Origin of the sequence: Streptomyces spiroverticillatus (genome assembly GCA_014650415.1) — a bacterium.
GTDB classification, from domain to species: Bacteria; Actinomycetota; Actinomycetes; order Streptomycetales; family Streptomycetaceae; genus Streptomyces; species Streptomyces spiroverticillatus.
On record BMUX01000008.1, the window covers coordinates 286,971 to 300,304 of the forward strand.

A 13,334-nucleotide genomic window follows, 5' to 3' on the forward strand; every position below is an offset into this window, starting at 1 on the left:
CGCAGCCGGGGCTACAGGTGGCGCGGCGGACTGTTGCGTATGGCGGACCGCCGCGCCCACAGCGCCCCGGCGAGCAGCACCAGACCGGGGACGGCGAACGCCCAGGCGTCGCCGTCCCCGGCGATCGCCCCGACGGCCCAGGCCACCGACCACAGGGCGGCCAGCACGCACAGCGCGCTCCAGGCCACCGACCACATGCGGTGGCGCGAGGCCACCCGCTGCGACGTACCGCGTTCCATGGGACCCAGGTCCCGCACCGTGTGCTCCTCGTGAGTGCTCATGCACCACCAGATGCCCCGGTCGGCCCCGGGAATTCCCCGCCCGTCCGGGAAAGGCCCGTCGGAGCGGCCCCTCTCGGTGTGGCCTTTCGGCGTGGCCTCGCAGCGTGGCTTCTCGGCGAGGCCGAATGGAGGCCGCTGCCGTGCACCGCGATTCGCGCGCCGCACGCCGGGAAGGAGTGAATTCCGGCAGAGCGCCCGCAGGGCGGGCGCGCGGCAGCGGCGAGGGAGGACGTGTGCACGATCTCGGATTCTTCTACCTGGTGGAACGACTCGCGGTCCAGGCACAGGACGAGCGGGCGCAGGGCAAGCAGGTGCAGGGCGAGCAGGGGCACACGGCGGGCCGGTCGGCCGTCGCCCGGGGCCTGCGGAATGGCTGGCTGCCGCTGGCCCTCGCCGGAGCGCTGGCGGCCGCCACCGGTGTCGCGGCGGCTCGCGCCCGGCGCGCCTGAGACACCTTCTGGGGCACCTGAGGGCCCGGCCGGTCGGGGCCGGGTGACACGTGGCTGCGGTCAGGCCTCTTCGGTTGCCCGCGCCGCGTTCCTGCGGCGGAGCAGCACGAAGCCGCCCGCCAGCAGGACCAGAGCGGCGACCACGCCCACCGCGAGAGCGGTGTTCTCGGAGAAGAGCTTCCCCAGCACCTTCAGCGCACCGACGCCCACCGTCGCGTACACCAGGGCCCAGGCCGCCCCGCCCAGGAACAGCGCCGGCAGGTAGCGCGACAGGGGCATGCGCATCGTGCCCGCGAGGAAATTGGCGGCGGTCTGGAAACCGACGGTCAGGAACGACACCGCCACCACGGGCGCGCCCCACCGCTGGATCGCCCGCTGGACGCGCTGGAACTTGGGCGAGGCCATCCGCTCGGCGAACCGGCTGCGCTGCGCCCCGGCATGGGCCAGCCGCCCGACGGCGTACGTCCCGCCGGCCCGCAGCAGGACGATCACATAGAGCCCGGCCGCCGTGAGCATGACCTCACCCATGACGAGCCGTCCTCGGGGCCGCATGCTGCATTGAAGAGGCCTTCCTACGACCCGGAACCACCGTCGGCTGACCCTCCAAGGTTAAACGAACGCCTGTGCCCTGAACGCCACGGGTCGGGCGGCGGGCAGCGGTCGATCCGTGCGTTCATTCCCCGGAACCGGCAGTTTCATGAAATCCCTTACGGACAAGGCCGGTTGGCGAATTCCGGAGGGTGTTTCACGGCGTTCCGGCCAGGTTCTCCCGACGCTCATCGGGCCTTGATGGCCTGATCCGGACCGAATTCGTGGCGCAGACCTGTGTAGCGGAACACCGGTGATGACCGGCATCGTCCCGGTTCAGGGCGCCGAGTCCGCACGTAATACCAAGTCTTTAGACACTTCCGGGATTGCCACCCGGCAGCACGGGCTAGTTGATCAGCACCAGGGGCGGGGTTTCGGCCCCGACCGGGCCATAGGGGGAATGGATGGACGGCTTGAAGTCCGTTTGTACGGTGGCCGGATCAGGGGGCACACCGGCCCCGCACCCGGCGGCACCGGCCGGTCCGCCCCGGCGATTACACCGGTCGGCGCGGCGCGCGTGCTGTGAGGCGGCCGCATGACCCCGGCAGCAGGAGACCTGCGCTTCCAGGTGCTCGGGTCCGTGGCCGTACGGTGCGGGGACGCCCCCGCGAGACTGCCCAGCACCGTGGCCCGCCGCGTGCTCACCGTACTGATGCTCTCCCCCGGCGAGGTCCTCAGCACCCCCCGCCTCGCTAAGGCCGTCTGGGGGTCGTGCTGCCCGGCGACCGCCTCCAACCAGGTGCGCAAGGCCGTCGCCCAGCTCCGGCAGGCGATACCGGGCGCGGGCGGGTACCTCCTCACCGACGGACCGAACTACCGGCTGAACGTCGGTGCGACCGAGTCCGACCTGGTGGAGTTCAACCAACGCCGGCTGCTGGCCCGCACCCTGAAGGAGGACGGCGCGGGCGAGGCCCGGCTCATCGAGGAACTGCAGCGGGCCCTGTCGCTGTTCCGGGGCCAGGTCGCCGCCGACGTCGTCGACGGCGACGAACTGGAGAACGGCCTGATCCGGGCCGCCGCACGGGTGGTGGAGGAACGCCGCCTCGCGGTCCAGAAGGAGCTCATCGCGCTGCGGCTGCGCACCTCGCCGCCCGCGCTGGTGATAGAGGATCTGCGGGACCTCGTGGCGCAGCACCCGCTCGCCGAGGACCTGCGCGCACAGCTCATGCTCGCGCTGTCCCTCTCCGGCCGGCAGGCCGACGCGCTCGCCGAGTACGCCGAGATACGCACCCTGCTCCGTGACGAACTGGGCATCGACCCCGACCACTCGCTGGCCCAGGTCCACGAAGCGGTACTGCGCGGCGACGCGTTCGCCTACCTGCGGGCCGGAGCCCCGCCGCGCTACTACCAACAGGCCGTACCGCCCGCAATCGTCGAGCTCGACGCGGGTAGACCGCAGCCGGCCCCCCGGCTCCGCAAGGCCGGGGCGCGGGCCACCTGCACCCTGCCCCACGCCCTGACCGACTTCGTCGGCCGCCGCGAGGAGGTCGAAACCCTGCTGCGGACCGCCCGGGCCGGTTCACGGGGCCCGGGGCCACGGCTGATCTGCGTCGACGGCATGGGCGGCATCGGCAAGACGGCCCTCGCCCTGCACGTCGCCCACCGGCTGGCGGGGGACTGCCCGGACGGCCGGTTCTACGTCGACCTGCACGGGTTCAGCCCGCACGAGCGGCCGCGCGAACCGGCCGAAGTGCTCCAGGTGCTGCTGCGCTCCCTGGGCATCGAGGCCAAGCGCATCCCGGCGGACCTGGACAGCCAGGTGGCCCTGTGGCGGGCCCGCCTCGCCGACGCCAAGGTGCTCCTGCTGCTCGACAACGCCGCGAGCGAGGCGCAGATCGTGCCGCTGCTGCCGCCGGGCAGCGGCTCCCTCGCCCTGATCACCAGCCGCCGTCGCCTCTACGGCCTCGACGGCACCCAGCCCTGCCCGCTCTCCCGGATGAACGCGGACGACTCCCGCGCACTCATCGAGCGGCTCCTCGGGGGTGAACTGGAGTCCGAGGCCACCGAACGGCTCGTCGCCTACTGCGGAGGACTCCCGCTGGCCCTCCGGCTGGCGGCCGCCAAACTGCGCAGCCGCCCCGCCTGGACGCTGTCCCACCTGGTGGACCGGCTTGCCGACCAGGGCATGCGCACCTCCGAACTCCGGGCGGGCGACCGCAGTGTCCGCTCCGTGCTCCAACTCTCCTTCGACGCGCTGACCGAGGCGCAGCGCCCCGCCCTGTGCCTGCTCGCCCTGTTGCCCGAGGCGGGCCTGGACGTGTACGAGGCGGCCGCGTTGTTCGGTACCGGCCCCACCGAGGCCGAAGTGCTGTTGGAGGGGCTGCTCGACCTGAACCTCCTCGAACAGCCCGACGTCGGCCGGTACTCCCTGCACGGGCTCGTCGCCGGGATGACGGGAGCGATGGGGGAGTGCGAGGAGCTCCTGCGCAGCGGCAGGCGGCGTTCCGCGCTGCGCGGGCTGCTCGCGCACCACGTGGCGGTCAGCAGCGGCCGGGAGGCGGCCGAGATCTGCCGGCGGGAGTCCTCGGCGATGCTCGCCATGCTGACCGGCTGCCGGTACGAGGAGTTCTACCCGGCGGCCACCCGGCTGGCGCACAACCTGTGCTCCGTCCTTTCGTCCGCGGGCCCCCGCGCCCTCGGCGACGGCACACCGGGCCGGGAGCACGACGACCCGGCAACCGGCCCCGGAGCGGCCGAGGCGTTCCGGACGGCGCTGCTCGACCTCGCCGCCGCCTACGGGCGCACCGGCCTGACGGAGCAGAGCAGGGTGCTGACCGCCAAGGCGCTGAGCCTCACCGGACCTCAGGAGGTCCGCAGGGAGGAGCCCGTGGGCTGACCCGGGGAGCGCCCCGGCCGCGGTTTCCCGGCCGGGGCGGGCTCCAGCCGCACCGGGATGCTCCGGTAGGCCCGGAAGGTGACACTGGGCCGCCGCTCCACGGCGCCCGCGGCCGTGGGTGTGCCCGGTGCGTGGGCCAGCCACCGCAGCACCGCGCGCCCCTCCACCTGGGCCAGCGCCGCGCCCAGGCAGTGGTGCACCCCGCCGCCGAAGCTCACGTGCGGATTGGGGGCCCGGGTGATGTCCAGCCGACCGGGGTCGGCGAACCGGGCCGGGTCGTGGTTGGCGGAGCCCAGCAGCAGCACCAGGATGCGGCCCGCGCGCACGGTGCGGCCCTCGATCTCCACCGCCTCCTTCACATAGCGCGCGGTGGCCTGGATCGGCGCGTCGTAGCGCAGGAACTCCTCGACGCCCGGCACCGCGAGCTCCGGCCGCTGCCGCAACAGGGCCAATTGCTCAGGGTGTTGGAGCAGCGCCGAGAAGATCGTCGAGATCAGGTTGGTGGTGGTCTCGAAGCCCGCGAAGAAGAGGAAGACGACGTTGTCGACCAGCGTCTCGCGGTCGAAGTCCGGCTGTGCGCGCTGCGCGGCGAGCAGATTGCTGATCAGGTCGTCGGCGGGCCGCTTCGCCCGCTCGTCGACCAGCGCCGAGACATAGGTGCGCAGCCAGGTCACCGCCTCGTGCGCCGCCGCCCGCTCCTCGACCGGTACGTACAGGGCGAACGCCTTGGCGAGCTCCACCGCGTGCGGGCGCACCGCGTCCCGGTCCACGTCCGGGATGCCGATCAGCTCGCACACCACGGTGACCGGCAGCGGGAAGGCCAGGTCGCCGACCACGTCCAGCACCCCGCCGGAGCCCGCCCGCGCCTGGGCCTCGGCCATCAGCCGGTCCACCTGCTCGGCGACGTACTCCTCCAGCCTGCGCATCAGCCTCGGGCTGAAGGAGCGCTGCATGATGCCCCGCAGGAAGGTGTGCGCGGGCGCGTCCTGGTCCAGCACGATGCGCTTGAGGAACTCGTTGGCGGGCCCGGCCCCGGTGGAGAACTCGTGGTACTCCGGCGGGTATTCGTGGCCCAGCCGGCGGTCCTTGAGGAGGCGGCTGACGTCCTGGTGGTGCGAGACCACCCACTGGCCGGCCGCGCCCCGGGCGAGCCGCCCGGCCTCGCGCAGAGCGGCGTAGACCCGGTAGGGGTCCGCGACCACGGCGGGATCGCGGGAGTCGAACTTCACGGGCAGCTCTCGCATGCGGCCGACGCCTCCTGTGGCTCGCTGGGGTGTACCGGTGGCTCGCTGGGGTGCACCGGTCGAGCCTGACAGCTCGGCAACGAGGGCGAGGGAACCTGTCGCCAGTCCGTCACCTCCCGCCACCGCCCCGCGCCCGCCTCCCAGACTGGGCGGGCCAGGGCAACCACCGGACCCGAGCCGCGCACCCGAGGGTGCCGGGAGGTGACGCAGCGTTGAACACCGTGCTGAACATGCCGCGCTTCCTGCTGGACGACGCGCGCGCCATGCGCGACCCGTACCCGGTCTACCGGCGGCTGCGCGCGTACGGTCCGGTCTGCCGGGGCGGCCCCGGACAGTGGGTCTTCTCCCGGCACGAGGAGGTCTCGGCGCTGCTGCGCGACCCCCGGCTGGGCCGGGAGTTCCCCGAGGAGTACCAGAAGGTGTCGGTGGGCGAGGGCCCGGCCAACGACTACCTGCGGCGCATCGTGGTCGACCGCGACCCGCCGGGGCACACCCGGCTGCGCCGCCTGCTCGTGAAGTCGCTCAGCCCCGCGATGGTGCGCGGGCTGCGCGAGCCGATCGCCCGGCTCGTCGACGGCATGCTGGACCGGTTCGCCGACGAACGCCGCTTCGACCTGGTCGCCGACCTGGCGGTACCCGTCCCCATGACGGTGATGAGCGAACTCCTGGACATCCCCCGCCCCGACCGCGCCGACATCGCCCGCCTCTCCACCTCCCTCGCCCAGGCCTTCGCGGTGTTCATCCCGCCGGAGAAGCAGCGGGAGGCGCACGGGGCCGTGGTCGAACTCCGCGACTACATGGCCGGGTTGGTCCGCGAGCGCAGGCGGCGCCCCGGTGAGGACCTGCTGTCGCGGATGCTCGCGGCGGTCAAGGACGGCGAGGAGCCGCTGACCGACGAGGAGATCATCGACAACGCGCTGTTCGTGTATTACGCGGGCTTCGAGACGACCACCAACGCGATCGCCACCGGCGGCGACCTCTTCGTCCAACAGCCGCACACCCAGGGGCAGTTGCGCGAGGACCCCGGCATCTCCGGCAGTGCGCTGGAGGAGTTCATGCGGTACGACGCGCCCATCCACGCCACCACCCGGCTGGCCCTGGAGCCCATCGAGATCGCCGGGCTGACCATCCGCAAGGGGCGGGTGGTGGTGCTGCTGCTCGCCTCCGCCAACCACGACGAGCGGGTCTTCCACGACCCGGCCCGCGCCGACCTCACCCGCTCGCCCAACCCCCACCTCAGCTTCGGCGGCGGAGTGCACCACTGCCTCGGTGCGGCGCTGGCGCGGGTGGAGGGGGCGGTGGTCTTCGAGCGGCTGGTCGCCCGGTTCGCGGAGATCGAGTCGGCGGGCGAGAACGTGTGGGAGCCCAGCGCGGGCGGCTTCCGGTTCCCCTACTGGGCCCACCGCAGCGTGCCGGTGGCGGTGCGGCCGGCCTGAGCCGGGCGCGGGTCCGGCGGGCGGACGGGGCGCGGCAACGAGCCCGCCGGGGCGGCGATCGCGGTCACCATGACGCCCGCATCGGCGGCCCACCGGCCGCGCAGGGCCGGGAAGCCGGTGGCGACCGGGTCGAAGCGGGCGTCCGCCCGGCGGACCCGCCGCGCACCGCCGGACACCGGCCGCACCACGAACGTACCCGTGACGCCGTCGGGCCGGAACTCGACCTCGGCGTCGTCGAAGCCCAGCCAGCAGCCCATCACGGGGTACCAGACCTTGTAGTACGCCTCCTTGGCGCTGAACAGGACGCGGCACCAGGGGACTTCGGGCCGGGCCGCCGCCAGCTCCGCCAGGTGCGCCCGCTCGACCGGCGAGGTCACCTGGGCCAGCACCCGGGCGGGCAGCGGCGCGCACGGCTCGGCGTCGACGCCCAGACCGTCGGCGTCCCGCGTCCGCGCCACAGCCGCCGCCCGGTATCCCCGGCAGTGCGTCAGCGAGCCGACCGTGCCGTGCGGCCACCGGGGCGCGCCGTCCGCGCCCCGCACCAGCACGGCGGGCGGGACGCCCAGCTCGGCCAGGCAGGCCCGCGCGACCCGCCGGACGGTGGCGTACTCGGCCCGACGGGCGGGCAACGCGTCGGCGATCTGCCGGAGTTCCGCCGCGAAGAGCGGGGGGCCGGTCAGCTCGCGGGTGCTCTCCAGGGCGGCCGCGTACGCGGGCAGGAGCGTACGGACGGTGCCGGACACCGCTGTCGTACGTTCCGTACCGCAGGTGACGTCCGTAGGGGACGCGCCGGCGGCCGGGCTCAACCCGATGCCGCCGTCGCCCGCAGTGCCACCTTGTCGACCTTGCCGACCGGGGTGCGCGGCAGCACCGCCAACTCCCGCACCTCGTCCGGGAGTTTGAACGCGGCCAGGCCCTTGCCCGCCAGATACCGCTTGAGCTCCACCAGCGAGGGCGCCCGGCCCGGTCCCGCGGGCACCACGAACGCGAGCGTGGCCTCGCCGAGGTCGGCGTCCGGGCGAGCCACCACGGCCGCGTCGTCGATCGCCTCGTGGCCGCGCAGATGGCCCTCGATCTCGTCGGCGGACACCTTCTCGCCGCCCCGGTTGATCACGTCCTTCGCCCGGCCGACGATCACCAGGTTGCCTTCGGGGGTGAGCCGGGCCAGGTCGCCGGTGCGGAAGAAGCCGTCGGGGGTGAAGGAGGTGCGGTTCGCCTCGGGGGCGTTCCAGTAGCCGTTGATGGTGTACGGGCCGCGCGTGACCAGTTCGCCCACCTCGCCCGGCGCCACCTCGCGCAACTCCTCGTCCACCAGGCGCAGTTCGTCCAGTTCCGACAGGGGGCGGCCCTCGGTGCCGTGCACGACCTCCTCGGGGTCGTCGAGGCGGGTGTAGGTGAGCAGGCCCTCGCCGATGCCGAACCAGTTCGTGATCCGGCAGCCGAGCGCCGTCTGCGTGCGCCCGGCTGCCTGCTCGTCGAACTTGGAACTGCCCACCTGGAGGAGGACGCCGCTCATGTCCACCGGCCGCTTCGCGGCGACCTTGGACCACAGGGCCGCGAGCGCGGGCACCACCGTGGTGTGCGTGACGCCCTCCTTCTCGACCAGCGGGAACACCTCGTCGGGGGAGGGGCTCGCGGCCAGCACTGCCTTTCCGCCCACCAGCAGCGCGCCCAGCACCCCCGGACAGCCCAGGGCGGCGTTGTGCGCGGCCGGGTTGGCGGCCAGGTAGACGCTGTCCGCGTCGAACTCCAACGCCCGTGCGCAGGCGGCGATGTTGAAGAGGTAGTCGTCGTGCGTGCGCGGGATCAGTTTGGGCTTCCCGGTGCTGCCGCCGCTCAGCAGGAGGAACGCGACACCCGACGGGTCGACGGTCGGCAGCGGACCGCCGTCGGCGCCCTGGGCGCGCACCAGGTCCAGCGGGGTGAGGTCCCCGCAGTCGTCGTCCGCCACGATCACCGTGCGGACACCGGGCAGGGACGCGGCGTGGCGGGCCAGGGTGCGGTAGTCGAAGCCCTGGAAGCGGCCCGCGGTGACGTAGCCGACCGCGCCGGAGGCCTCGATGAGGTGGCGCACCTCGCTCTCCCGGTGTCCGGGGAGCGCGAACACCGGAATGACGCCCGCCCGGAACATGCCGACCGTGACGGTGAGGAACTCGACGACGTTCGGCAGTTGCACCATGACCCGCTCGCCCGGGTTCACCCCTCGGGCCAGCAGACCGCGGGCGATCAGGTCCGCCTCGGCCCGCACCTCCCCGTGCGTGATCCGGCGTCGGCGGTCGACGGCCGCGGTCCTGTCCGGGAAGGCCTGCGCCGCCTCGGTGAGCGCGTCGCCCAGCGGCACCCCCCGCCAGATCCCGGCGGCCCGGTAGCGGGCGGCGTCCTCGTCGCTCCACGGCGTGAACTCATCCATGCCCGCCAGTGTTCCGGCCCGCCGGTCCGTACCGGCCGGGGCGAACAGAGCCGTGAAAGAGACGACGGCCGGCACCGGGATCGCTCCTATCGTCACCACCGTCGCCGTACAGACCCCGGCCCCCGGGCCACCCGCCGAGGAGTGATGGATGAGCCGACCCCACACGCTGAGCTGGCTCGACGCACCCCGCGACGACACCGGCGTGGAGATGTTCGACGCGACCTCCCACACCTACCGGCCCTACACCGAACTCGCCGACCAGGCGGCCCGGATCGCGGGCGGGCTGATCGCGGCCGGGGTCCCGCACGGGGCGGCCGTGCCACTGCTGTGCTCCACCGGGCCCGACCTCGTCGCCGCGTTCTACGGGGTGCAGGCCGCCGGATGCGTGGTGAGCGTGCTGGCGCCGCCCACCGGCATGTCGGGCGAGGCCGCCCGCGCGCACGTGCGGGCCGTCGTCGCCGCCGTGGGCGCCGACACCGTCCTGGTGGACGCCGCGCACCGGGCGTACGCCGTGGACGTCCTGGCCGAGGCCGCGCCGTACACCCGCGTCCTGCTCCTGGAAGAACTGACCGCGGCCGCACCCGGCGGGCGGGACGCGGCCGAGCAGGCGCTGGTCCAGTTCACCTCGGGCAGCTCCGGCAACCCGCGCGGAGTACGGATCAGCCATGCGGCGCTGGACGCGAACACCGCCGCGATCCGCGCCTGGGAGCGGGCCGGACGCGACGACTCCTGGTGCTCCTGGCTGCCGATGCACCACGACATGGGGCTCATCGGCTGCCTGGTCGTGCCGGTCTCCGGCAACAACCGGCTCGCGGTCTGCCGTCCCGAGACCTTCCTGCGCCACCCGCTGGCGTACCTCAACCGCTTCGACGCCAACCGGGTCGAGCAGCCCGCGACGATCACCGCCACCCCGGCGTTCGGCCTCCAGCGCATCGTGGACCGCGTCGGCCACGCCGACCTGGCGGGCGCCGACCTGTCCGGCGTACGGGCGGTCATCGTCGGGGCCGAACGCATCGACCCCGCGCTGGTGACCCGCTTCACCGGGCTGCTGAGCCCGTACGGTCTCTCCCCGCGCACGCTCACCCCCGCCTACGGGCTGGCCGAGTCCACCCTCGCCGTCACCGGAGTGCCCGTCGAGGAGGCCCCGCGCGCCGTCCGCGTGCACCGCGACGGCCTGCGGGTCGGGGAACGGGTCGGCCTCGCGGGCGAGGACCCGGACCGCGAGACGGTCCGGGTGATGAGCTGCGGCCGCGCACTGGACGGCCTCACGGTGCGCGTGGTGGGAGAGGACGGAGAGCCGCTGCCCGAGGGGTACGTCGGTGAACTGGCCGTCACCGGAACCTCGTTGGCCGACGGCTACCTCGCCGACGGGTCCGCCGGGAGCACCTCCTTGGCGGACGGCCGGCTGCTCACCCGGGACGTCGCCTTCGCACTGGCGGGGGAGTTCTACGTCCTGGGCAGGCTCGGCGACAGCGTCAAGGTGCACGCCCGCTCGCTCTTCGCCGAGGACGTCGAGCTGATGCTCGGGCGCGCCGGACTCAACCCGAGCCGGATCTGCGTCGTGCTCGGCGAGGCGGACGGCCGCGCGCACGCCGTGGCCGTGCTGGAGGGGCTGGACGAGCGGGCCGCCGAGGTGGCCCGGGACGTGCTCGCCTCGGCCTGCCCGGGAACGCGGCGGCACGTGGCGCGGGTGCCGCGCGGCGCCATTCCCCGTACCAGCAGCGGAAAGAGCCGCCGCCGGCAGCTCTGGCAGCGGCTCAGCACGGAGTACGTCCTCGACGCGGGGGACCGGGCGTCGGCCGCCGACGCGGCACCCGCCCCGGACCCGGACCCGGTGCCCGCCGCCACGACCGACACCCCCGGGTGACACCTCCACGCCCGACCGGCACCCTCGCCCGACCGGCATCTTCGCCCGCCCGGCCCCGCACCACCCCGTCCGACCGGCCCCCAGAACAGGAGACCCCATGTCCTACTCCAGTGCAGAGGTGCGCGAGACCGTGCTCGCGATCATCGAGCAACTCGCCCCCGAACGGGAGAGGTTCGAGCCGGGCAAGGACCTGCGTCTGGTCGAGGACCTGGGATTCCACTCCCTGGCCCTGCTGGAGATGGCGTTCGCGATCGAGGACGACTTCGACCTGCCGCCGATCGACGAGCAGACCGGACGCGCCATCCAGACCACCGAGCAGGTCCTCGCCTACGTCCTGAGCCAGGTCGAGGTCCGGACGCCGTCGTGAGAACCCCCGCCGCCTCCCCGCACGACGACGTCATGACGTAATGAAGGAGCCACGATGACCGAGGCGATCTCCCTCTCGGACCTCACCAAGCGTTTCGGCGAGCAGACCGCACTCGACCGGGTGTCGCTGCGCATCCCCGCCGGAACCGTGGTGGGCCTGCTCGGCCCCAACGGAGCGGGCAAGACCACCCTCATCAACTGCCTGACCACCCTGCTGCAGCCCGACGGCGGCACCATCGAGGTCCTCGGCCACGACCCCGCGACCGACCCGTCGCTGGTGCGTGCCAACATCGCCGTCACCGGACAGTTCGCGGCCCTCGACGAACAGATCAACCCGCGCGAGAACCTCGTCTTCTTCGGCCGTCTGCTCGGCCTCGGCAAGGGCGAGGCCCAGCAGCGGGCGGGCGAGATGCTGGAGCGGTTCGAGCTGGGAGAGGCGGCCTACACCCCCGTCGGCTACCTCTCCGGAGGCATGCGCCGCCGCCTCGACCTCGCCGTGAGCCTGGTGGTGCCCAGGCCCGTGCTCGTCCTGGACGAGCCGACCACCGGCCTCGATCCGCGCAGCCGCAAACTCCTGTGGGAGATGGTCAGGGCCGAGGCCGCGCGCGGGGTCGCCGTGCTGCTCACCACGCAGTACCTGGAGGAGGCCGACCAGCTCGCCGACCGCATCGTCGTCATCGACAAGGGCCGGGTCCTGGCCGACGGCTCGTCGGACCAGCTGAAGCGGGACGTGGGCGGCCTCATGTGCAGGCTCACGCTGACCAGCGCCGCCGATGCCCGGGCGGCCCTCCTCGCGCTCGGCGAACTGCCGGGTGTGAGCGCCGAGGGCGAGAAGGTCGCCGTGCCGATGGCGCGTCCCGAGGACGTCGGCGGGGTGCTCGGCCTGCTGGAGGGCAAGGGGCTGCGGATCGCCGACATCGAGGTGACGAAGCCGACGCTGGACGAGGTCTTCTTCGCGTTCACCGAGCCGTCGCAGGCCCCGGGGACTTCCGAGACCTCGCAGGCCCCGGGGAACTCGGTGAAGGGGGCCGCCCGATGAGCACCACCCCCGGCGTCGCCGCCGTGCCCGCCGCCCCCGCACCCCCGGGCCGCCCGGCCGGCCTCCAGCACGACTTCCAGGTGCTCTTCGACCGGCTGCGGACCCGCTCCTTCTCCCGGGGCGGCCTGGTCGCCACCGTCGTGCAGCCGCTGCTCTTCTTCGCCATCTTCTACTGCACCTTCGCCACCATGCTCGACGCGCGGGGCATCGACTTCGGCCGCTTCGTCACCCCCACCGTCCTGGTCCAGGCGTTGATGTTCGTCGCCATCGGCAGCGCCACCGACCTGGCCGCCGACCGCTCCAGCGGCGTCTTCTCCCGCCTGCTGACCAGCCCGGTCGACATGCGCGCCATGAGCCTCGCGCACCTGGCCGTCGTCGCCCTGCAGGGCCTGCTGTCCAGCGTCGCCGTCGTCCTCGCCGGACACCTGGTGGGCTTCCGGTTCGACCAAGGAGTGCTCGCCGCCCTGGGGTTCGTGCTGTTCGCCGTGGCGTTCACCGTCGCGCTCTCGCTGGCCACGGCCACCATCGCGCTGCGCCTGAAGAACCTGGAGGCGCTCAGCGCGGTGCTCCACCTGCCGTACCTGCCGCTGCTGGTGCTCTCCACCGGCTTCGTCGAGGCGGACCTCTTCCCCGGCTGGCTCCAGCCGATCGTCGCGGCGTCACCGGTGTCCGGAGTCATCGACGCGCTGCGTGCCCTGTCGAGCGCCGAGCTCACCTGGGGCGCGGTGCTGCCCGGCCTCGCCTGGCTGGTGGGCCTCGTCGCCCTCTTCTCCTGGACCACGACCACAGCCTTCAGGAAGGTGGCCGTCCGATGACCG

The 13,334-nt window shown here is 73.5% G+C and carries 12 protein-coding genes; 7 read left to right on the top strand and 5 right to left on the bottom strand.

Going from position 1 to position 13,334, the window contains the following annotated elements; all coding sequences use genetic code 11:
- Window positions 1–11: 11 nt before the first annotated feature.
- On the bottom strand, window positions 12–281 hold the full coding sequence (locus IE269_RS22945; RefSeq protein ID WP_189824962.1) for a hypothetical protein: 270 nt from the start codon (window positions 279–281) through the stop codon (window positions 12–14).
- A gap of 233 nt (window positions 282–514) precedes the next feature.
- Between IE269_RS22945 and IE269_RS22950 the strand changes: the two genes are divergently transcribed.
- A complete protein-coding gene (locus IE269_RS22950; protein WP_189824963.1) occupies window positions 515–730 on the top strand; it encodes a hypothetical protein in 216 nt (71 codons plus the stop codon).
- A 60-nt stretch (window positions 731–790) separates the two neighbouring features.
- Here the strand turns inward: IE269_RS22950 and IE269_RS22955 are convergent, their stop codons facing one another.
- Window positions 791–1,258, bottom strand: a complete 468-nt coding sequence (locus IE269_RS22955; protein WP_189824964.1) for a DedA family protein — start codon at window positions 1,256–1,258, stop codon at window positions 791–793.
- A gap of 595 nt (window positions 1,259–1,853) precedes the next feature.
- Between IE269_RS22955 and IE269_RS22960 the strand changes: the two genes are divergently transcribed.
- On the top strand, window positions 1,854–4,154 hold the full coding sequence (locus IE269_RS22960) for an AfsR/SARP family transcriptional regulator (RefSeq protein WP_229898083.1): 2,301 nt from the start codon (window positions 1,854–1,856) through the stop codon (window positions 4,152–4,154).
- Here the strand turns inward: IE269_RS22960 and IE269_RS22965 are convergent.
- Window positions 4,121–5,398: a cytochrome P450 gene (locus IE269_RS22965; protein WP_229898084.1), complete on the bottom strand. Its 1,278-nt coding sequence runs from the start codon at window positions 5,396–5,398 to the stop codon at window positions 4,121–4,123. The two genes, IE269_RS22960 and IE269_RS22965, sit on opposite strands and share 34 nt — an antisense overlap.
- A 221-nt stretch (window positions 5,399–5,619) precedes the next feature.
- Here IE269_RS22965 and IE269_RS22970 point away from each other — a divergent pair, with 221 nt between their 5' ends.
- A complete protein-coding gene (locus IE269_RS22970; protein ID WP_229898108.1) occupies window positions 5,620–6,834 on the top strand; it encodes a cytochrome P450 in 1,215 nt (404 codons plus the stop codon).
- Here IE269_RS22970 and IE269_RS22975 read toward each other — a convergent pair.
- The gene (locus IE269_RS22975; protein WP_189824966.1) at window positions 6,789–7,577 is read right to left on the bottom strand and encodes a 4'-phosphopantetheinyl transferase family protein; all 789 of its coding nucleotides are present in this window, start codon (window positions 7,575–7,577) and stop codon (window positions 6,789–6,791) included. The two genes, IE269_RS22970 and IE269_RS22975, sit on opposite strands and share 46 nt — an antisense overlap.
- A gap of 59 nt (window positions 7,578–7,636) precedes the next feature.
- Window positions 7,637–9,244, bottom strand: a complete 1,608-nt coding sequence (locus tag IE269_RS22980) for a (2,3-dihydroxybenzoyl)adenylate synthase (RefSeq protein ID WP_229898085.1) — start codon at window positions 9,242–9,244, stop codon at window positions 7,637–7,639.
- A 148-nt stretch (window positions 9,245–9,392) separates the two neighbouring features.
- On the opposite strand from IE269_RS22980, the gene IE269_RS22985 reads away from it, so the two are divergent.
- The 4 genes from IE269_RS22985 to IE269_RS23000 all read left to right on the top strand — a co-directional run bounded on the left by IE269_RS22985 (window position 9,393) and on the right by IE269_RS23000 (window position 13,331).
- Window positions 9,393–11,111, top strand: a complete 1,719-nt coding sequence (locus IE269_RS22985) for an AMP-binding protein (RefSeq protein WP_189824968.1) — start codon at window positions 9,393–9,395, stop codon at window positions 11,109–11,111.
- 97 nt (window positions 11,112–11,208) lie between these two features.
- A complete protein-coding gene (locus IE269_RS22990) occupies window positions 11,209–11,478 on the top strand; it encodes an acyl carrier protein (protein WP_189824969.1) in 270 nt (89 codons plus the stop codon).
- A 54-nt stretch (window positions 11,479–11,532) separates the two neighbouring features.
- Complete coding sequence (locus IE269_RS22995) at window positions 11,533–12,516, top strand: ABC transporter ATP-binding protein (RefSeq protein WP_189824970.1); 984 nt, start codon at window positions 11,533–11,535, stop codon at window positions 12,514–12,516.
- Window positions 12,513–13,331, top strand: a complete 819-nt coding sequence (locus IE269_RS23000; protein ID WP_189824971.1) for an ABC transporter permease — start codon at window positions 12,513–12,515, stop codon at window positions 13,329–13,331. The genes IE269_RS22995 and IE269_RS23000 overlap by 4 nt, the downstream gene beginning before the upstream one ends.
- Window positions 13,332–13,334: the final 3 nt, after the last annotated feature.